Source organism: Clostridium sp. RTP31139st1_H3_RTP31139_211217, from assembly GCF_040227035.1.
GTDB classification, from domain to species: Bacteria; Bacillota; Clostridia; order Clostridiales; family Clostridiaceae; genus Clostridium; species Clostridium saudiense.
Window position 1 is genome coordinate 1 of record NZ_JBCOAB010000036.1, and the last position, 20863, is coordinate 20863.

The 20863-nt window shown below is 30.9% G+C and carries 24 protein-coding genes; 1 reads left to right on the forward strand and 23 read right to left on the reverse strand.

The features are described from left to right. Positions 1-104 precede the first annotated feature (104 nt). The 3 genes from ptsP to ABUA17_RS13605 all read right to left on the reverse strand — a co-directional run bounded on the left by ptsP (position 105) and on the right by ABUA17_RS13605 (position 5364). Positions 105-1724 (reverse strand): phosphoenolpyruvate--protein phosphotransferase, encoded by a 1620-nt coding sequence (gene ptsP, locus ABUA17_RS13595; protein WP_042401423.1) that lies wholly within the window; start codon positions 1722-1724, stop codon positions 105-107. A gap of 307 nt (positions 1725-2031) precedes the next feature. Next, on the reverse strand, positions 2032-3066 hold the full coding sequence (locus tag ABUA17_RS13600) for a ribonucleotide-diphosphate reductase subunit beta (protein ID WP_042401425.1): 1035 nt from the start codon (positions 3064-3066) through the stop codon (positions 2032-2034). 84 nt (positions 3067-3150) lie between these two features. Further along, a complete protein-coding gene (locus ABUA17_RS13605; protein WP_394805642.1) occupies positions 3151-5364 on the reverse strand; it encodes a ribonucleoside-diphosphate reductase subunit alpha in 2214 nt (737 codons plus the stop codon). 335 nt (positions 5365-5699) lie between these two features. On the opposite strand from ABUA17_RS13605, the gene ABUA17_RS13610 reads away from it, so the two are divergent. After that, the gene (locus ABUA17_RS13610; RefSeq protein WP_042401431.1) at positions 5700-6557 is read left to right on the forward strand and encodes a YitT family protein; all 858 of its coding nucleotides are present in this window, start codon (positions 5700-5702) and stop codon (positions 6555-6557) included. 210 nt (positions 6558-6767) lie between these two features. Here the strand turns inward: ABUA17_RS13610 and ABUA17_RS13615 are convergent, their stop codons facing one another. The 20 genes from ABUA17_RS13615 to ABUA17_RS13710 form a co-directional block, all read right to left on the reverse strand. Then, positions 6768-7322, reverse strand: coding sequence for a Fe-S-containing hydro-lyase (locus ABUA17_RS13615; protein WP_042401432.1), 555 nt, complete (start codon positions 7320-7322; stop codon positions 6768-6770). A gap of 11 nt (positions 7323-7333) precedes the next feature. Further along, the gene (locus tag ABUA17_RS13620) at positions 7334-8176 is read right to left on the reverse strand and encodes a fumarate hydratase (RefSeq protein ID WP_042401435.1); all 843 of its coding nucleotides are present in this window, start codon (positions 8174-8176) and stop codon (positions 7334-7336) included. Positions 8177-8335: 159 nt separating this feature from the next. Continuing rightward, positions 8336-9031 carry an N-acetylmuramoyl-L-alanine amidase CwlD gene (gene cwlD / locus ABUA17_RS13625; RefSeq protein ID WP_195951219.1) on the reverse strand — a complete coding sequence of 232 codons (696 nt, stop codon included), beginning with the start codon at positions 9029-9031 and terminating at the stop codon, positions 8336-8338. 94 nt (positions 9032-9125) lie between these two features. Further along, positions 9126-10739 carry a Na/Pi cotransporter family protein gene (locus ABUA17_RS13630; protein ID WP_042401444.1) on the reverse strand — a complete coding sequence of 538 codons (1614 nt, stop codon included), beginning with the start codon at positions 10737-10739 and terminating at the stop codon, positions 9126-9128. A gap of 419 nt (positions 10740-11158) precedes the next feature. Beyond that, the gene (gene rpsI / locus ABUA17_RS13635) at positions 11159-11551 is read right to left on the reverse strand and encodes a 30S ribosomal protein S9 (RefSeq protein ID WP_042401449.1); all 393 of its coding nucleotides are present in this window, start codon (positions 11549-11551) and stop codon (positions 11159-11161) included. Between the two features lie 26 nt (positions 11552-11577). Beyond that, entirely contained in the window at positions 11578-12012 is a 435-nt protein-coding gene (gene rplM / locus ABUA17_RS13640) for a 50S ribosomal protein L13 (RefSeq protein WP_042401459.1), read from the reverse strand. A 164-nt stretch (positions 12013-12176) separates the two neighbouring features. Continuing rightward, positions 12177-12911 (reverse strand): tRNA pseudouridine(38-40) synthase TruA, encoded by a 735-nt coding sequence (gene truA / locus ABUA17_RS13645; RefSeq protein ID WP_042401463.1) that lies wholly within the window; start codon positions 12909-12911, stop codon positions 12177-12179. 25 nt (positions 12912-12936) lie between these two features. Further along, the gene (locus ABUA17_RS13650) at positions 12937-13734 is read right to left on the reverse strand and encodes an energy-coupling factor transporter transmembrane component T family protein (RefSeq protein ID WP_042401466.1); all 798 of its coding nucleotides are present in this window, start codon (positions 13732-13734) and stop codon (positions 12937-12939) included. Position 13735: 1 nt separating this feature from the next. Beyond that, complete coding sequence (locus ABUA17_RS13655; RefSeq protein WP_042401470.1) at positions 13736-14605, reverse strand: energy-coupling factor transporter ATPase; 870 nt, start codon at positions 14603-14605, stop codon at positions 13736-13738. Further along, the gene (locus ABUA17_RS13660; protein WP_195951220.1) at positions 14590-15432 is read right to left on the reverse strand and encodes an energy-coupling factor transporter ATPase; all 843 of its coding nucleotides are present in this window, start codon (positions 15430-15432) and stop codon (positions 14590-14592) included. Before ABUA17_RS13660 ends, ABUA17_RS13655 begins: the two co-directional genes overlap by 16 nt. A 217-nt stretch (positions 15433-15649) precedes the next feature. After that, positions 15650-15991 (reverse strand): 50S ribosomal protein L17, encoded by a 342-nt coding sequence (rplQ, locus tag ABUA17_RS13665; RefSeq protein WP_042401475.1) that lies wholly within the window; start codon positions 15989-15991, stop codon positions 15650-15652. A 12-nt stretch (positions 15992-16003) separates the two neighbouring features. Further along, the gene (locus ABUA17_RS13670; RefSeq protein ID WP_042401477.1) at positions 16004-16951 is read right to left on the reverse strand and encodes a DNA-directed RNA polymerase subunit alpha; all 948 of its coding nucleotides are present in this window, start codon (positions 16949-16951) and stop codon (positions 16004-16006) included. A gap of 102 nt (positions 16952-17053) precedes the next feature. Further along, the gene (gene rpsD / locus ABUA17_RS13675) at positions 17054-17674 is read right to left on the reverse strand and encodes a 30S ribosomal protein S4 (RefSeq protein ID WP_042401480.1); all 621 of its coding nucleotides are present in this window, start codon (positions 17672-17674) and stop codon (positions 17054-17056) included. Between the two features lie 31 nt (positions 17675-17705). Next, positions 17706-18101, reverse strand: a complete 396-nt coding sequence (gene rpsK / locus ABUA17_RS13680; protein WP_005212098.1) for a 30S ribosomal protein S11 — start codon at positions 18099-18101, stop codon at positions 17706-17708. A 15-nt stretch (positions 18102-18116) separates the two neighbouring features. After that, positions 18117-18485, reverse strand: a complete 369-nt coding sequence (gene rpsM / locus ABUA17_RS13685) for a 30S ribosomal protein S13 (RefSeq protein ID WP_042401482.1) — start codon at positions 18483-18485, stop codon at positions 18117-18119. A gap of 216 nt (positions 18486-18701) precedes the next feature. Beyond that, positions 18702-18815, reverse strand: a complete 114-nt coding sequence (rpmJ, locus tag ABUA17_RS13690) for a 50S ribosomal protein L36 (RefSeq protein WP_003448032.1) — start codon at positions 18813-18815, stop codon at positions 18702-18704. A gap of 41 nt (positions 18816-18856) precedes the next feature. Beyond that, positions 18857-19075, reverse strand: a complete 219-nt coding sequence (infA, locus tag ABUA17_RS13695) for a translation initiation factor IF-1 (protein WP_005212092.1) — start codon at positions 19073-19075, stop codon at positions 18857-18859. Between the two features lie 7 nt (positions 19076-19082). Further along, the gene (locus ABUA17_RS13700; RefSeq protein ID WP_042401491.1) at positions 19083-19364 is read right to left on the reverse strand and encodes a KOW domain-containing RNA-binding protein; all 282 of its coding nucleotides are present in this window, start codon (positions 19362-19364) and stop codon (positions 19083-19085) included. Positions 19365-19447: 83 nt separating this feature from the next. Continuing rightward, the gene (map, locus tag ABUA17_RS13705) at positions 19448-20197 is read right to left on the reverse strand and encodes a type I methionyl aminopeptidase (RefSeq protein ID WP_042401494.1); all 750 of its coding nucleotides are present in this window, start codon (positions 20195-20197) and stop codon (positions 19448-19450) included. Then, positions 20197-20847, reverse strand: a complete 651-nt coding sequence (locus ABUA17_RS13710) for an adenylate kinase (protein ID WP_042401497.1) — start codon at positions 20845-20847, stop codon at positions 20197-20199. The genes map and ABUA17_RS13710 overlap by 1 nt, the downstream gene beginning before the upstream one ends. Positions 20848-20863 lie beyond the last annotated feature (16 nt).

Consider the following 20863-nt stretch of genomic DNA (forward strand, 5'->3'; position numbering starts at 1 on the left):
TTATCGAAAAAATTTCGTTAATACTCACTTTTACTTTAAAAGCAATAGTAATCTATTTCTTTAATACAACACTAAAAATCACTAATGCGATTCTCTTTTTTATATTATTCTTGGTCTAATATTATTTTCTTAGCTCCTAAGATTGATGTAGCACTCATTGAGAACTCATCTAATCCATATTCAACTAATGTAGGTATAGCAGCTTCATCTCCTGCCATTTCTCCACACATTCCAACCCATTTACCGTGCTTGTGAGCTCCATCAATAGTCATCTTTATTAATCTTAATACAGCTGGGTGCATTGGATTATAAAGGTATGATACTTTTTCACTCATTCTGTCAGCAGCTAATGTGTATTGGATTAAGTCATTAGTTCCGATTGAGAAGAAGTCAACATACTTAGCTAATTCATCAGCCATAACTGCTGCTGCTGGAATTTCAACCATGATACCCCATTGAGTAGTTTCTGAAGTTTTAATTCCTTCAGCATGTAATTCTGCTCTACATTCTTCAACGAATTCTTTAGCAGCTTGGAATTCTTCTAATCCAGAAATCATTGGGAACATAACACAAAGGTTTCCGTAAACAGAAGCTCTTAATAAAGCTCTGATTTGAACTCTGAATATATCTTTTCTATCTAAGCATAATCTGATAGCTCTGTATCCTAAGAATGGATTCATTTCTTCAGGTAATGGTAAGTAAGGTAATACCTTATCTCCACCGATATCTAATGTTCTTATAACAACTTGCTTACCGTTAGCTTTTTCTAAAACAGTTTTGTAAGCATTGAATTGTTCTTCTTCAGTTGGAGCTTGGTCTCTGTCCATGTATAAGAATTCAGTTCTGAATAATCCTACACCGTCTCCACCGTTAGCTAAAACTTGATCTATATCTTCTGGCTTACCGATGTTACCGCAAACTTCAACTCTCTTACCAGATTTAGTTACAGTTTTAACTTCGATAAGTTTCTTTAATTCTTCTTGTTCTGCTGCAAAAGCTTCTTTCTTAGCTTTGTATTCAGCAACTACTTCTTCAGATGGGTTGATTATAGCAATACCTTCGATACCGTCAACTATTACTAAATCACCATTTTTAACAGTTGTAGTTATATCTCCTAAACCAACAACAGCAGGAATTTCTAATGTTCTAGCCATGATAGCTGAGTGAGAAGTTCTTCCTCCGATGTTTGTTAAGAAACCACAAACCTTTGATCTATCTAATTGAGCTGTATCTGATGGAGTTAAATCGTGAGCTACAACTACTGTATTTTCTTCAGTTATAGCAAATGCACTTCCACCTTTTCCTGCTAAGTTAGAGATGATTCTCTTAGAAACGTCTTTAATATCAGCAGCTCTTTCTCTCATATAATCATTGTCCATTGATTCGAAAATCATAACAAATGTATCTGTTACATTTTGAACAGCTTTCATAGCGTTTAAGCTATCATTTTCAACTGTCATTTCCATTTGACCAGTAAATTCTGGGTCATCTAATAGTGTTAAGTGAGCTTCGAAAACAGCCGCTTCGTGTTCACCTATTTCAGCAAGTGTTTTTTCCTTTATTGCTGTTAATTGTTGTTTTGATGCTTCTAATGCAACATTTAATTTTTCTTTTTCTGCAGCTACGTCTTCAACTTTAGCATCGTTAATAACTATTTCTTCATGTTCTTGAATAAATACTTTACCTATAGCGTAACCTTTTGATGCAGCGATACCTTTTTTCATATAAATTCCTCCTACACTTAAGCATAAATTTAATACTATTATTAAAATTATTGTTATACTTTAAGCCACTATAATATTTCTATTACAATTTAATGACCTATTATATACTGTTGAAAATTTGTAAGATAAATCTATCCCATTTTAAATTTATCTTATTTAAACTTAATACGACCATGAGTATTATAACATATTTTAAATAACGTTATCATTAATTTTTTTAAATTTTATCTTTGTGTGGAAGCATTCTCCTAAAAAAATATAGAATTTATTTATTATTTCAAGAAAAATCATTCGCTATACGTATAATTTATAAATCATCAACTAAAACACTAGCCTTGGCATAAGCTGTTGATTTAGCCTCAAAGAAGTCTGTTTTAACAGTATTAGCATTTGATAATGAATCAACCCATGGAGCTGGATTTTTATCGTATCCTTCAAATAAAGGTTCTAATCCTATTTCTTTTAGTCTTTTATTTCCTAAATACTTAATGTATGAATCAATTAGATTTTTATTAATTCCTTGTATGTTTTCTCCAATAACATAATTTCCCCAATTAATCTCATGTTCAACTCCAATTTTCATCATAAGTCTTAATTCTTCAACAAACTCTTTAGTAAATATTTCTGCCTCTTCTTTTTGAAGTTCTCGAATTAAACTTCTAAATAACCATAAATGTGTATTTTCATCTCTATTTATATAACGAATTTCTTGAGCTGAACCTGGCATCTTCCCGTTTCTTTCAAGGTTATAAAAGAACATAAATCCAGAATAAAAATAAATTCCTTCCAATATGAAGTTAGCCATAATAGTTCTTATAAGATTTTCTTCAGTTGGATTTTCTAAAAATTTATTATATTGCTCTCCAATAAACTTATTTCTTTCTAGAAGAACTTTGTCATCTTTCCATTGATAAAGAATTTCATTTCTTTTTTCTGGTGAACAAATTGTATCAAGCATATAGCTATAGCTTTGTGAATGTACAGCCTCCTGGAATGCTTGAATAGTTAAACATAAATTGATTTCACTAGCAGTTACATAATTATTTATATTGCTCAAATTAGCTGTTTGTATTGAATCTAAGAATATTAAAAATGATAATATCTTATCATATGCCATTCTTTCGTTATTATCTAACTTTCCATAATCCTTTAAATCCTGAGAAAGATTAATTTCTTCTGGAATCCAAAAATTATTCATTGCCTGTCTGTACCAATCTGATGCCCATTTATATTTCATATTATTAAAGTCATTTAAGTTAGTGGTATTTCCATTTATCATTTTTTTCTTACTAACTTCAATATCACCATTTTCATTAAATAAAGGCTTTTTCCTTATCTCCATTTCTTTTCTCCCGCTCTTAACTTAGTATGTCTCAAAAGCATTAATCCTCTACACAATTAATACTTTTGAGATAATAATCAATTTTTATGCAGAACAGCTTTCACATTCTGCAACTTCTAATGACTTAGATCTTACATAATAAATAGATTTAACTCCGCACTTACATGCTGTTATATATAAATTCATTATTTGTCTCATTGTATATTCTGTTGTTATATATAAATTAAATGATTGACCTTGGTCTATATGTCTTTGTCTAATTCCATTTATCTTTATACAAAGCTGTTGATCTATATTATAAGCTGAATTATAGTACCAGAAATTCTCCCAACTTAAATTTGGAGCTGTTTTTGGAACAATACTTCCCTTCTTTTCTTCTAGCCAGAATCTTGCCATAACAGGATCTACTCCCTCTGATGTTCCAGCTATTGTTGCTGTAGAACCATTTGGAGCAACTGCAAATAAGTATCCGTTTCTTAATCCGTATTTTCTTACATCACTTTTTAAGTCATTCCATTTGTCTGAATCATAATTTCTTAAGCTAAAATACTCTCCATTTTGCCAATCTGAACCATCGAAACATGAGTATGCTCCTTTTTCTTTAGCTATTTTCATACTTGCTTTAATTGCATAATAATTTATTTTTTCATAAACCTTATCTGCAAACTCTAAATGTTTTTCTTCATTCCAGTGAATTTTATTATTTGCAAGCATATGATGGTATCCACTAGTTCCTAATCCTATTGCTCTATATTTTTTATTAGTAACTTCAGCAAAAGGTACTGAGTAGTAATTTAGATCTATTACATTATCCATAGCTCTTATTTGAGTTTCAACTACATATTCCACATCTTCATCGTTATTTACGTCAACATTTCCTAATACTATTGATGAAAGATTACAAACTACAAAATCCCCTGCCTTAGTTTTTTCAACTATAATAGTATCTCCATTGTCATCTGTTATTGTTGTATTTTGAATATCCATAGGACTCATATTTTGCATTATTTCTGTACATAAATTAGAAGAGTAAATCATTCCTGCATGTTTGTTAGGATTCATTTTATTTACTGTATCTCTGTAGAAAGCAAAAGGTGTTCCTGTTTCTGCAGCACTTTTAATAATCAATCTAACTATATCCTTAACAGACATTACCCTTTTATCAATTCTGTCATCATTAACACAATCATAATATCTTTTTTCCCATTCTTCCCCATAGTAATCTTCTAAAGAATATCCCTTAATGGATTTAATCTCATGAGGACACATCATGTACCAATTAGCGTCTATATCCTCTTCTGCTAATCTCCAGAATAAATCTGGATAACAAAGCCCTGGGAAAATATCGTGCGCTTTCTTTCTATCATCACCATTATTAGTTCTTAATTGTAAAAACTCTGGTACTTCTTTATGCCAAGCATCAAGCCATATTGCAACTGATCCATTTCTTACTCCCAATTGGTCAACTGCTACTGCCGTATCATTAAATAGCTTTATCCATGGAATTACTCCACCTGATGCTCCTTTAAAACCTCTTATCGCTGATCCTATAGCTCTTATCTTACCTATATAAATTCCCATTCCTCCACCGAACTTTGATACTTCTGCAAAGTTATCTAAAGATTTATATATTCCTTTTAAGCTATCCTCTACTGTATCAATAAAACATGAACTTAATTGATAAAATGGCTTTCTAGCATTTGACATAGTAGGTGTTGCCATAGTTGCTTTAAGTGAGCTTAAAACATCATAAAACCTCTTTGCCCACACTAATCTATTTTGTTTATCCTCTGGAATTGCTAAATGCATTGCTATTCCCATAAACATTTGTTGTGGAAGCTCAAGAGGTTTTCTATTATAGTCTTGAATAAGATATCTTTTTGTTAATAAATCTATACCACTATAAGTGAATATATAATCTCTTTCAGGCTTTATCTCTTTTTCCAATTCCTCAATTTCTTCTTTAGTATAATTTTCTAAAATATACTTTCCATATAATTTCTTATCAGTCATTTCAGAAATAAATTCATAATAATTACTATATGGCTTATCTTGTACTTCTCTTCCTCTATTTCTTTTTACTTCATCATATAATCTATCTACATATAATTTCGATGCAACATACTGCCACTTTGGCTCTTGTTCAGTAGTTAGCTCTAATGCTATTTGAATTACAGAATTTCTAACTTCCTCTTCATTCATTGACTCTCTTATTATATTTTTACACCCATCAATTAGCTTCTCTTTTACATAAATTCCTTGTAAATCATCTATTTCACTAACTGCTTTTTTACAAATACTTTCTAAATTAACCACGTTTGCTCCTCCACTATATATAGTATATTTTATTCTTCTCTACACAATATATCGTAATTATAATCTTACTATTTATTATTGTAAAATAAATTATAAAGCAAAAAAACTAAAAAAAAAGACTTATCTTTTCAATTTCTTCAATTTCCTTTAATAATCTATAATGATTATTAATCAATAATTACTTTCCATATATTTATCATTTTTTTATTTATTATTATTATGTTACATATATTTAAAATAAATTACTTAACATAGCTATATTTTTAATATATAATCTTTATGAAAACTATCGATATATTAATACAGAGGTATTTTTTATGAAAGATTTATTTAAAAGTAAAAGTTTTTACATTGACGTTGTAGTAATTATTTTAGGATGTTTTATTTCTTCATTAGGAGTTAATCTATTCCTATCTAATGCTAAGCTTCTAAGTGGTGGAGTTACTGGTATAGCACTAATTTTGCAATATTTATTTAATGTTCCATCAGGAATAACAGTTTTTCTACTTAACATCCCCCTATTTTTTGTAAGTTATAAATTCTTAAGCAAGCGCTTTACTATTTACACTGCAATAGGTATGATTTCATTTTCAACTGCATTAATGATAACTAAACCTTTATCTAACTTAGTTCAAGTTGATGATATGTTATTATATTGTATTTATGGTGGAGTTTTAAGTGGAATTGGCTATGGATTAGTATTTTATAGAAATGGTTCTATTGGTGGTACTGATATTATTACTATGGTTATTAGAAAAAAATATTCAAACTTTGATATCGGAAAAGTTGGATTTGGATTTAACTTAATTATAGTTGGTATTTCAGTTTTCATATTTGGACTACCTAGAGCTCTATACACATTAATATCACTATTCATTACCAGCACACTTTTAGATAAAGTACTAAATGGTTTTACTAGTAAAAAACTTCTTCTTATTTTAACTGAAAAGGAAAATGATATTATTAATTACGTAATAAAAGATATGCATCGTGGTGTTACTGCTCTTATGGCTGAGGGTGGATATACTAGAGATAAGAAAAAGCTATTATATGTTGCAGTTACAACATCTCAAATGATTAGCTTAAAAACTAAAATATTAAGAGTTGATCCAAAAGCTTTTATTACTATAATAGATGTATCTGAAGTTAAAGGAAAAGGCTTCGCAACAATTTAGTTACTACGTGTAATATCAAAAAAGAAAGATTATATCGTAGGGAATATTTCACTAATTCCCGAAGAGATAATATTTCTTTTTTCTTTATCCATGTAATAACTAATTCACAAACTTTTAACCTAAAATTGAGTTAATGTTTTTGCTGATAAATAATATTTCAATATTCTTAGAAAAGTAGACTATGCAACATTTTCTATTTACCCTAATACTTTAAATACTTTCTAAGTATTCTTTTTTTCCTATTTCGTATAGGTTATTTCCTTCTGTGTCTATTATAACAACTAATGGCATGTCTTTTACTTCTAGCTTTCTTATTGCTTCTGCTCCTAAATCATCATAAGCTATTACTTCTGACGACTTTATGCATTTACTTATTAATGCACCCGCTCCACCTATTGCTCCAAAGTATATTGCATTATTTCTTTTTATTGCACTTATAACTTCTTCATTTCTTGCACCCTTACCTATCATGCCCTTTAAACCTAAATCTAATAGCCTTGGTGCATAACTATCCATTCTATAACTAGTTGTCGGTCCAGCCGAACCTATAACCTCTCCTGGCTTTTCTGGAGTAGGTCCTACATAATATATAACTTCACCATTAATATTTAAAGGTAACTCTTTTCCTTCATCTAGTAAATTTATTAATCTTCCATGAGCTGCATCTCTAGCAGTATAAACTATTCCTGATAATAATATGCTATCTCCAGCTCTTAATGTTTTCGATATTTCTTCAGTTAAAGGAGTTGATATCTTCTTTTCCATTTTAAATCCTCCTACAGTTCTCTTTCTTTATGTCTTGTTGCATGACAATTGATATTAACTGCTACAGGCAAACCTGCTATATGAGTTGGATATGTTTCTATATTTAACCCTAAAGCTGTAGTTTTTCCACCAAAGCCCTGTGGCCCTATTCCTAATTTATTAATATTAGCTAAAAGCTCCTCTTCTAAATCACTATAAAACTTATCTTCATTTCTTTTATCTAATGGTCTTATTAATGCTTTTTTAGCCAGATAAGCAGCCTTATCAAAAGTTCCTCCAATTCCCACTCCTATTACTATAGGTGGACATGGATTTGGTCCTGCAAGCTTTACGGTCTCAATTATAAAATCTTTAACTCCTTGTAATCCATCTGATGGTTTAAGCATTTTGATTCTACTCATATTTTCAGATCCAAACCCCTTAGGAGCAACTGTTATTTTTATTTTATCACCAGCCACCATATTATAATAAATAATTGCTGGTGTATTATCTTTTGTATTAATTCTATTAATAGGGTCTTTAACTACTGACTTTCTTAAAAAGCCCTCTTCATAACCCCTTCTGACACCTTCATTTATAGCATCATCTAATAAGCCCCCAACAATATGTACATCTTGTCCTATATCAATAAAAATACAAGCCATTCCAGTATCCTGACATATTGGCATATTTTCATTTTTAGCTATATCAGAATTCAATATTATTTGATCTAATATATTTTCTGCTAATGGCCAAGTTTCATTTTCTTTTGCATTGCATAATGCTCTTTTTACATCATTTGATAAATAATAATTTGCTTCAATACAAAGTTCTTTTACTGTATCAATAATTTTTGATATATGTATTTCTCTCATTTAAGAACCTCCCCTTCCTGTATATATGAATAGTTTATTATTTTTAGATAAATTTTACAACTAAAACCTAAAATAGATTCTATTTATAAAAAAAGCAAAAAAGTTAGCAGCTAATATAAAAATTAACTACTAACTCCTAAATTTCCTGGGAAATTTCTATTATTCTGCACCTTTTTCAGAATTACCATCAAAATATTTATCAATACCATCAGATATTCCTTTTACAATTAATTCTTGATGCGCATCAGTTTTTAACTCTTGTTCTTCTGTTGGATTTGATAAAAAACCACATTCCACTATTATTGAAGCACCTTCATATTTATCTCTTAATATTAAATAAGCTTCTCCTGCTGGCTTAGCAACTCTTTTATTATTATCATTAACTGTTTCTTTAATAGATTCTTGAACTTTAGTTGCTAGTTCATAACTCTTTTCATTTGATGCATACCACACTTGTGCGCCATAACATTTGCTTTGTGGAAACATATTTTGATGTATTGAAACAAATATATCGCAATTTGTTTCTGTCTTTAATGAAACCCTCTTCTTCAAATCTTCCCTTTTTTTCTCTTTTACAGTTTTTCCTTCTTGATAAAGACCTTCATCACTTTCTCTGGTCATACAAACTTTATAACCTTTTTCCTCTAAGTTATCTCTAAGTTTTAATGCTATTTGTAAATTTATATCCTTTTCTATTGTTCCTGATTGTGATTTTGCACCACCATCAATTCCACCATGTCCTGGATCAATTAAAATTATTTTTTGTGATTCATCCTCTTTTACCGTTGCATAAGCTGGAGTAATTAAACTCATAAGTATTAAGCAAGTAAAAATAGCAACAATAATTTTTTTCATAACACATCCTCCATTATGTTAATCTTGTTTTTATTTTGTTTAATTTTATAACTATTTATTCAAAATAAAAAAAAGAGCGATTTCTCGCTCTTTCTTAATTATTATTTTCAACTACTATTTCTGCAATATTTGTTGAATGGTCACCTATTCTTTCTAGATTACTTAATAAATCAAGGAATATTGCACCAGCATATGCATTACAAGTACCTTCATGTAATCTCTTAATATGTAGGTCTCTGTATCTCTTATGCATCTTATCTATTTCAGCTTCAACATTTGTTATTTCTTTTGCTTTTGCTGAATCTCTATCAGAATAACTTTCTATTGATATATCTAATGCCTTTAAAGTACTTTGATACATATTTGTTATTTCATCAATAGCTTCATCGCTATAGCTTAATTTTTTATTAATCTTTTGAACAGTTAAATCTGCTAAGTTTTCTGCATGATCTCCTATTCTCTCAATATCATTAACTATATGGAATGTAGATGCAACTATATTCTTTTCTTTATCAGATAATTCACATTTAGAAAGCTTAACTAAATAATTTGTTATGCATTCTTCAAGGTTATTAATTATCTCTTCATTTTCATATACTTTTTCAGCTAAGTTTTCATCATTTTTCATAAATGCATCCATAGCTAATTCTAAACTTAATTTTGCCTTATTAGACATTCTTATAGTTTCTTTAACAACTTGTCCAGCCGCAATTACTGGAGTTTCTAATAATCTATCATCTATATATTTAGGTCCTACCTTTTCGTCATCTTCACCTGGTATTATTCTCTCAACTATTTTACATAATATAGGTATTAAAGGAACCATTATTAAAGTATTCACTACATTAAATATTGTATGTGCATTTGCAATTTGTCTATTTACATCTGTAGTGAAATATGAAACAAAGTTACCTAAGAACCCTGGTACTATTATTGGTAAGAATATTATAGTACCAACTACATTGAATATTAAATGCAACATAGCCGCTCTATGAGCAGTTTTATTAGTTCCAACAGTTGCAAGCATTGCTGTTATACAAGTACCAATATTACATCCCATTATTATTGGAAGTGCTTGGTTAATATTTAATGCTCCTGCTGTTGCTAAAGCTACAAGTATACCTGTAGTCGCAGATGAACTTTGAAGCACTGCTGTAATTAATGCCCCTGCTATTACACCTAAATACCAGTGTGATCCTACTGTTGTAAGTATTTCTTGGAACATTGGAGATGATGTCAATGGTTTCATTGCTCCACTCATAGTTCCCATACCAACAAATAAAATACCAAATCCAAGTATTATGTTACCAATTTCTCTTCTCTTTTTGCCCTTAACAAACATTACCATCATAGCACCAACAAAAACAAAAATTGGTGCAATATTATCTAATTTAAAAGCAACTAATTGCGCCGTAACGGTTGTTCCAATATTTGCCCCCATTATAATTCCAGCCGCTTGTGCTAAATTCATTAATCCAGCATTAACAAATCCAACCACCATAACAGTTGTAGCACTACTACTTTGAATTACCATAGTTACTACAGCTCCGACAATAACTCCAATTATAGGATTTTTAGTTACTTTTTCAAGTATCTTTTTTAATCCTTCTCCGGCAGCATTTTCAAGACCATCTCCCATTAACTTCATACCGTAGATAAATAGTCCTAATCCACCTAGTAATTTAACAATAGTTAATATCGTATCCAAGATAATTTCTCCTTCACTCTTGTATATTTTATGTATATTAATAAAAGTTTCACCTCGTTAAGTTTACAATAAAATTTAACATTTGTTAATAGATTTCAACATTTTTTAACATAGATTTAATATTATTCTTTTTAATTTTATGATAGATATTTCATTAATATATATTGATAAACTTTATTTAATTAAAATAAAAAGTAATCATACTAACTATTTACTATTAGTTATGATTACTTTGCTAAACATACAGATTATTTATATTTATATTTATATTTTTACTTAATTTCCTCTAATTTTGATTTAATATTATATTTATAATTAAGTCATTACTTAATATTATAGCACCTTATAAGCAATTTCTCTTTTAATAATATTATTTCACATAAAAAAAAAGAGAGGTATAAAACCTCTCTGATAAAATACTATCTCTTAGAGAATTGTGGTGCTCTTCTAGCTTTCTTAAGACCGTATTTCTTTCTTTCTTTCATTCTTGGGTCTCTTGTTACGAAACCAGCTTTCTTTAATTCAGATTTTAAGTTTTCATCTGATTTAATTAAAGCTCTTGTAATTCCGTGTCTGATAGCTCCAGCTTGACCTGTGAATCCACCACCGTGAACGTTAACTAAAACGTCGAACTTATCCTTAGTTCCAGTTAAAACTAATGGTTGGTTAACTATCATTCTTAAAGTTTCTAAACCGAAGTAAGTTTCGATTTCTCTATTATTGATAACAACTTTACCGTTTCCTGGTACAAGTCTAACTCTTGCGATTGATTTTTTTCTTCTTCCAGTACCCATGTATTGAACTTTTGCCATTTTTTATTCCTCCTCCCGAGCTTGTATTAGTACTTTAATTCAAGTACTTCTGGTTGTTGAGCTGCATGTTCGTGCTCAGCACCTTGGTATACTTTTAACTTCTTAAGCATTTTTCTTCCTAATACTCCTGTTGGAAGCATTCTTCTAACTGCTTCTTCGAAAGCGAATTCAGGTTTCTTAGCTAATACTTCTCTGTATGGAGTTTCTTTTAATCCACCTGGATATAAGCTGTGCTTTCTCATCATTTTTTGATCTAACTTCTTACCAGTTAAAACAACTTTTTCTGCATTGATAACTATAACGAAATCTCCGCAATCAACATTTGGTGTAAATGTTGGCTTATTCTTTCCTCTTAATATTGAAGCAACTTGGCTAGCAACTCTTCCTAGTGGCTTACCAGCAGCGTCAACAACATACCATTTTCTTTCAACTTCTTGTGCTTTTGCAATGTATGATTTCATGTGTTTTCCCTCCCTGAACTTACATTTATCGTTATACTTCATTATGTATAACATTTATGTCAAGACCTCGGGGCTCGTGGCCTTACGTACATAAATTATTCTAACAAACAAAATAAATTATAATACACGGATGCGGGTGTGTCAATATTTTTTGTAAATATTTTTTAATAATACACCTCTTTTAAAAATAGTCCATGAGGAGGCACGCAATCTCCTGCTAAAGTTCTATCTTTTTGATTTATTATATCTGATATTGACACAGCATCTGTTTTTCCCCTACCAACGTTTATTAGAGTCCCAACTATTATTCTAACCATATTATATAAAAAACCATCACCACTTACAGAAATTTTTATAACTTTCTCTTCTTTTTCTACTTTTACATCAAAAATAGTTCTAACAGTACCCTTTACAGAACTTCCTTGTGTCTTAAAAGCAGCAAAATCATGTGTACCGATAAACTGCTTTGCAGCAATTTTCATAGCATCTATATCAAGATCATATTTGTAATGGTACATTTGATTTCTCATTAATGCAGAAGGTACTTCAGAATTTAATATATAATACTCATATGTCTTACCCTTTGCACAATATCTTGCGTGAAAATCATCTTCTACCTGTTCTGATTTTATTATTACTATATCCTCAGGCAATTTAACGTTTAGTGCCTCTCTAAACTTAGCAGGAGGCACTTTACTATTAGTTTTAAAATTAGCAACAAATCCTTTTGCATGAACACCAGCATCAGTTCTCGAGCTTCCTGTTACTTCACAATACTCCTTAGTAACAAGCTCGATAGCCTCTTCAATCTCCCCTTGTATTGTTTTAAGCTCCTTTTGCTTTTGCCATCCATAATAATTTGTTCCATCATATTCTAAGGTTAATTTAATATTATTCAACATATCACCTTTTCAATTAAATTTATTACATTGCAAATCTAACAATGAGTGTACTAGTTAATAATAAAGCAAATACACCAAATGCAATGAAATCTTTAGAAGTAAACTTTAGAACTTTCATTCTAGTTCTTCCAGCTCCCCCTCTATAACATCTTGCTTCCATGGCCATAGCAAGTTCATCCGCTCTTCTAAATGAACTAATAAATAACGGTACTAAAAGTGGAATTAAACTCTTAGCCTTCTGTATTAATCCACCACTTTCAAAATCAGCACCCCTAGCTTTTTGTGCTTTCATAATTTTATCAGTTTCATCAATAAGAGTAGGTATAAATCTTAATGCAATAGTCATCATCATAGCTAATTCATGAGCCATTTCTTTACCTATTGGCCTTAATAATCTTTCTATTCCATCTGTTAATTCTATTGGGGATGTAGTTAATGTTAATACAGATGTCCCCATAATAAGAAGTATTAATCTTATTGCCATAAATAATGCAGTTTTTATTCCCGATTCATAAATTTTTATAAATCCAAGTTCAAAAAGTAATCTTCCCTCTCTAAGCATAAAAATATTTAAAATTGCAGTTAATGCTATTAATAAAAATACCGGCTTTAATCCCTTATACAGATATCTAGGAGATATTTTAGCTACATAAACAACTAATGCCAAGAAAGCAACAATAAAAACATATCCAACAAATTTATCTACAATAAATAAGCTAATTATAAATAAAAATGCTATTAATATCTTCGTTCTAGGATCTAGTTTATGTATAAAAGATTCACCTGGTATATACTGACCTATAGTTATATCTTTAATCATCTTAAACTTCTCTCTTTCCTCTATTTGCTAAAGCTTTTAAAATTTCTTGAGTTCCTTTTTCAACAGTAAACACTTCATCAGAAACATCAAAACCTTTTTCTCTTAATGCTCTCATTAAATAAGTAACTTGTGGAACTGCAAGCCCTATTCTTTCAAGTGTTTCTACTTCTTTAAATATTTCTGAAGGTTTTCCTAATAACTCAATCTTTCCGCCATTCATAACTACAATTCTTTCAGCAAGCTTTCCTACATCCTCCATACTATGACTAACTAAAACAATTGTCATTTTATATTTTTCGTGAAGTATCTTTATTTGTTCTAAAATATCATCTCTTCCCTTAGGATCTAATCCAGCCGTTGGTTCATCAAGAATTAGTACCTTAGGTTCCATGGCTATAACACCAGCTATTGCAACCCTTCGTTTTTGACCTCCACTTAAATCGAATGGTGAAACATCCTTATAAGTTTCATAATCAAGACCAACCATCTCCATTGATTTCTTAACTCTATTAGAGACCTCTTCAGCAGATAAACCTAAATTATTTGGCCCGAATGCTACATCTTTCTCAATAGTTTCTTCGAATAATTGATATTCAGGATATTGAAATACTAATCCTATTTTCTTTCTAATATCAGTAAGTTTAACCTCTTTGCTAGTTATGTCAACTTCATCAACTAAAATTCTTCCAGAGCTAGGCTCCAATAATCCATTTAAGTGTTGAATAAGTGTAGATTTACCTGAACCAGTATGACCTATTAAGGCTAAAAATTCTCCATCTTCTATTGTTAAATTAACATTATCTAATGCCTTTTTTTCAAATGGAGTTTTAGGCATATATACATGTGTTAAATTCTCTATTTTAATTGACATAACGCACTCACCATCTCATTCACATTTAAAATTTTAGTATCAATATTTACTCCTGCTTTTTGTAATTCATAACATATTTCTGTTACTTGAGGAACATCTAACCCTATTTTCTTCATAGTTTCTACCTCTGACAAAACATCACGTGGAATTCCCTCGATTATTGCTTTTCCTTTATCCATTACAACCACTCTATCAGCTTCGGCAGCTTCATCCATATAGTGAGTAATTAATATAACAGTTATTCCATGCTTTTTATTTAACTCTTTAATATTATTCATTACTTCTTTTCTACCTGATGGATCAAGCATTGCAGTTGGTTCATCAAAAATGATACACTTTGGTTGCATTGCTAATATACCAGCAATTGCAATTCTTTGTTTTTGCCCTCCTGATAATAAATGTGGAGCATGCCTTTTATATTCACTCATTCCAACCTTTTCAAGAGCATCATCAACTCTTTTTCTTATTTCTTGTGGTGGAACCCCTAAATTTTCTGGTCCAAAAGCAACATCTTCTTCAACAATTGTTGCAACTAACTGATTATCTGGATTTTGGAATACCATTCCTGCACTTGATCTAATATCCCATACATTATTTTCATCAGTTGTATCTAATCCATTTACAATAACAGTTCCTTCAGTAGGTATTAATAAGGCATTCATATGTTTTGCAACAGTAGATTTTCCTGATCCATTATGCCCTAAAACAACTAAAAATTCACCTTTATTTACATCTAAATTTAATCCATCTATAGCTAACTTTTCTATTCCTTCTTCACCTGTAGAATATTTATAAACTACGTTTTTACATTCTATCATTTTCTGCATATGTATCCCTCCTTTAGAAACATCATATTTTATATAACTAAATTACATAAATTTCATATAAATTTCCATAATTTAATTATATAGAAGCTTTAATTAATTACAAGTATTTGATTTAATATAATCTCTCCATTATCTTATGACAAAATCAACATATTTAATTAATATTTTTTTATATGAAAAAATGGGGATTAAGTAAAACTTAATCCCCAGAGTGAAATTATACTAATTCAAGTATAACAACTTCAGCTCCGTCTCCTCTTCTAGGACCTTTTTTGATCATTCTAGTGTATCCGCCGTTTCTTTCAGCGTACTTTGGAGCGATTTCATCAAATAATGTTTTAACAACATCTTCTTCTAAAACGTAAGCTAAAACTTGTCTTCTAGCGTGAAGATCTCCTCTTTTTGCAAGAGTAATCATCTTTTCAGCTATAGATCTAGCTTCTTTAGCTCTAGTTTCAGTAGTTTCAATTCTACCATGCTTTAAGAAGCTAGTAACAAGACTTCTTAACATAGCTCTTCTTTGGTCTGTAGAAAGACCTAACTTACGATAACCTGCCATGGATTTACCTCCCTACTCGTCGCTTAGTTTTAAGGCTAAACCTAATTCCTTAAGCTTTCTTTCAACTTCTTCTAAAGATTTCTTTCCTAGATTTCTTACTTTCATCATGTCGTCCATTGATTTACCAGCAAGCTCTTGTACTGTATTGATACCAGCTCTCTTTAAGCAGTTATAAGATCTAACTGAAAGATCTAGTTCTTCAACAGTCATTTCTAGTACTTTTTCTTTCTTATCTTCTTCTTTTTCAATCATTATTTCAACATCATTAGTTGCAACACCTAATGACATGAATAACTTAAAGTGCTCTATTAAAATCTTAGCAGATAAGCTTATAGCTTCATCTATTTTAATAGTACCATTAGTCCAAATTTCTAGTGTTAATTTATCATAATCAGTGATTTGACCAACTCTAGTATTATCTACTGTAAAGTTTACTCTCTTAACAGGAGTATAAATAGAGTCAATAGCTATTGATGAAAGTGGTAGTGCATCACTCTTATTTTTATTTTGAGTAACATATCCTCTACCTCTGTTAACTGTTAATTCCATGTACAGTCTTCCATTTTCATCAAGTGTAGCAATGTGTAAATCTTTATTGATTACTTCAACACTTCCATCAGTCTTGATATCTGCACCTGTAACAACTCCTGGCCCCTTAGCATCTATATAGATAGTTTGTGGACCTTCGCCTTCCATTGTTAATGCTAAACATTTGATGTTAAGAATTAATTCAGTAACATCCTCTTTAACACCTTGTACAGTAGAGAATTCATGAAGTACTCCATCAATCTTAATTGATGTAGTAGCTACACCTGGAAGAGAAGATAAAAGAATTCTTCTCATTGCATTTCCAAGTGTAATACCATATCCTCTTTCTAATGGTTCAACTACATATTTACCATATGTACCATCTTCATTTGACTCTATACATTCAATTATTGGCTTTTCTATTTCTAACATGTATAAACCCTCCTTATATATAAAATGGCAACCTTTTTACGAGGGCAACTGATTCCATTAAATAATCTAAAATAATATCTTAATATAAAATATATTAAACTATTATTTGCTGTATAATTCGACAATTAGAGTTTCATTAACTGGTACGTCAATGTCTTCTCTAGCTGGTACAGCAACAACTTTACCTTCATAGTTTTCAACGTTAGCTTCTAACCATTTTGGTAATGTCTTTGGATTTTCAGCAAAAGTCTTGAACTTTTCAGTTCCTCTGCTCTTTTCACAAACAGATACTACATCGTTAACTGATACTCTGTATGATGGAATATCAACTTTCTTACCATTTACTAAGAAATGTCCGTGAGTAACTAATTGTCTAGCTTCGTTTCTAGAAGCACCGTATCCTAATCTGTAAACAACGTTATCTAATCTCATTTCTAGTAACATTAATAAGTTTTCACCAGTGATTCCCTTCATGTGGTCAGCCTTTTCATAGTAATGTCTGAATTGACCTTCTAAAACACCGTATATTCTTCTAGCTTTTTGCTTTTCTCTTAATTGTACTCCGTAGTTAGATAACTTCTTCTTAGCTGCTCCATGTTGTCCTGGTGCATAGCTTCTTCTTACGAAAGCACATTTATCTGTATAACATCTATCTCCCTTAAGGAATAGCTTTTGACCTTCTCTTCTACATAATCTACATGTAGCTCCAGTATATCTTGCCATTCGTTACACCTCCTGTTGAATTTAAATATAATTAGACTCTTCTTCTCTTCGGTGGTCTACATCCGTTGTGTGGAATTGGAGTAACATCTTTAATTAAAGTTACTTCTAATCCTGCAGCTTGTAATGATCTTATAGCTGCTTCTCTACCAGCACCTGGTCCTTTTACGTATACTTCTATACTCTTTAAACCGTGTTCCATAGCTGCTTTAGCTGCTGTTTCTGCTGCCATTTGAGATGCAAATGGTGTGCTCTTTCTTGAACCTCTGAAACCTAGAGCTCCAGCACTTGACCATGATAAAGCATTTCCAGCCGCATCAGTTAAAGTAACTATTGAGTTATTGAAAGTTGATTGGATGTGTGCAGCACCATGCTCAACATTCTTTCTTTCTTTTCTTCTTCTAGTAGTCTTTTTGACTTTTTGAGCCATCGAAATCCCTCCTCACTACTTCTTCTTATTTGCGATAGTCTTCTTAGGACCTTTTCTAGTTCTAGCGTTAGTCTTAGTTTTTTGTCCTCTAACTGGAAGACCTTTTCTATGTCTAATACCTCTGTAACAACCTATTTCAACTAATCTCTTAATATTTAAAGCAACATCTCTTCTTAAGTCACCTTCAACCATTAAGTTCTTGTTTACATAGTTTCTGATTTCATTTACTTCATCCTCAGTAAGATCCTTGATTCTAGTATCTGGATTGATTCCAGTAGTAGCTAATATCTTTTGAGAAGTAGATAAACCAACTCCGTATATATATGTTAGACCTATTTCAACTCTTTTTTCCTTTGGTAGGTCAACGCCTGCTATTCTTGCCATTTGAACTTACACCTCCTGTTTATTGAAATGCAATTTTTTATTTTTGCTTTTGATAAATTTATATTAAAATCTTAGGTCGATAGGTTAATTTAACCTATCGTCAGCCGTACCTAAAATCAATAAGCTGATTTAAACGCCTATATAATAATATTGAAATTTCAAATAAAAGTCAATATATTAATAATTGTAAATTATTCTGCCTAATATTAAATCATATTAGCCTTGTTTTTGCTTGTGCTTAGGATTTTCACAGATTACCATTACTCTTCCTTTTCTTCTAATAATCTTGCACTTTTCGCAAATAGGCTTAACTGATGGTCTTACTTTCATCGCTAACCCTCCTTGTGTAATTTATGGTAAATACTTTTACCTTATTTTGCTCTCCAAGTAATTCTTCCTCTTGTTAGGTCATATGGAGAAAGTTCTATAGTAACCTTATCTCCTGGAAGAATTCTTATGAAGTTCATTCTTAATTTTCCTGATATATGAGCTAAAATTTTATGACCACTTTCTAACTCAACTTGAAACATTGCATTTGGTAAAGCCTCTAAGACTACACCTTGCATTTCTATTACATCATCTTTTGACATAAGGTAATCAACCCTCCTTAACAATGCCTTTTAGTTTTAGAAATCTCTTAATTTTTAAATCAGTACCTTTTTTCTTTAATATAACTGATGCTTTAATCTCATCATCTACATTCTCTAAAACAATAAAATGTTTTATGCTTTTTTTCTTAGGCATCTGAATTGTCTTATTACTTCCATTACTAAGAAGGTAATAAGTATCATCAACTTTATCAACAATAACGTAATAATGATTCTTATCTCTTCCGCATTTTGAAAGAACAATTTTCCCAATTAAGTCATTGTTTTGCAAATCACTTTCACCTCGATGATTACCTTAGCCATAAATCTACAAGCCACCTTTTGGTATCATGCGAATTTATAACTAAGCAACACTTATTTAATCAGTGTTAATATCTCTGGTCCATCTGGTAAAATTACAACAGTGTTTTCATAGTGAGCCGAAAGGCTCTTATCTGCTGAGACTACTGTCCAATCATCACCTAAAGTAGCTACTCTATATGTTCCCATATTAACCATAGGTTCTATAGCTAGAGCCATACCAGCAACTAATTTTGGACCTCGGCCTGGTCTTCCGAAGTTAGGAACTTCTGGATCCTCATGGACACTCTTTCCTATTCCGTGACCTACAAATTCTCTTACAACAGAGAAACCTGAAGCCTCAACGTAGCGTTGTATTTCATGTGAAATATCAGTTAGTCTATTTCCTATTTTAGCAAATTCCAAACCCTTAAAAAAGGATTCTTCAGTAACTTTAATAAGTTTTTTTGCTTCATCTGAAATATTACCTACAGCAAAAGTTCTTGCTGCATCACCATGGAACCCATTAATATGTGCACCACAGTCAACACTAATAATATCTCCCTCTTTTAATACATACCCTCCTGGTATTCCATGAACTACTTGCTCATTAACAGATATACATAGTGAAGCAGGAAATCCATAGAGCCCTTTAAATGAAGGTGTCGCCCCATGCTTAGTTATAAATTCTTCTGCTATCCTATCTAATTCAGCAGTAGTTATTCCTGGTTTAACCTCTTTTTCAACTAATAGAAGAGTTTCAGCTACGATTCTACCAGCAATCCTCATTAGGTCGATTTCTTTATCATTTTTGATAATAATCATTAGTTTGCACTCCCTAATATCTCGCAGATACTTTCGAATACTTCATTAATAGCTTTAGTTCCATCTACAGTAGAAAGTAAGTTTTTCTCTTTGTAAAAATCAATCAGTGGTTGTGTTTGTCTTTCATAGACATCTAATCTCTCTTTTACTGTTTCTTCAACATCATCTTTTCTTTGGATGACATTGTCTCCACACACATCGCAAACACCATCAACAGCTGGTGGATTGAATTTTATATGATAACTAGCTCCACATGATAAACAAACTCTTCTTCCTGTCATTCTTTCAAGTATGAAACTGCTAGGTACTTCGATACATAAAGCTGTATCTAAGTTTTCATCTCTTGATTCTAAAAACTCTTGTAAAGCTTCAGCTTGAGCAACAGTTCTTGGGAAACCATCTAATAGATAACCATTTTTACAGTCTTCCCATGTTAGTCTGTCCTTAACCATATTAATAGTTACTTCATCAGGTACTAATTGACCATTATCCATATATTGCTTTGCTTCTATTCCTAAAGGGGTTTCTTCGGAAATATTCTTTCTAAAGATATCCCCAGTAGAAATATGTGGTATAGAGTATCTATTACTAATTGATTTTGCCTGTGTTCCTTTTCCAGCCCCAGGAGGACCTAATAATACTATCTTCACGGGCATCATCTCCATT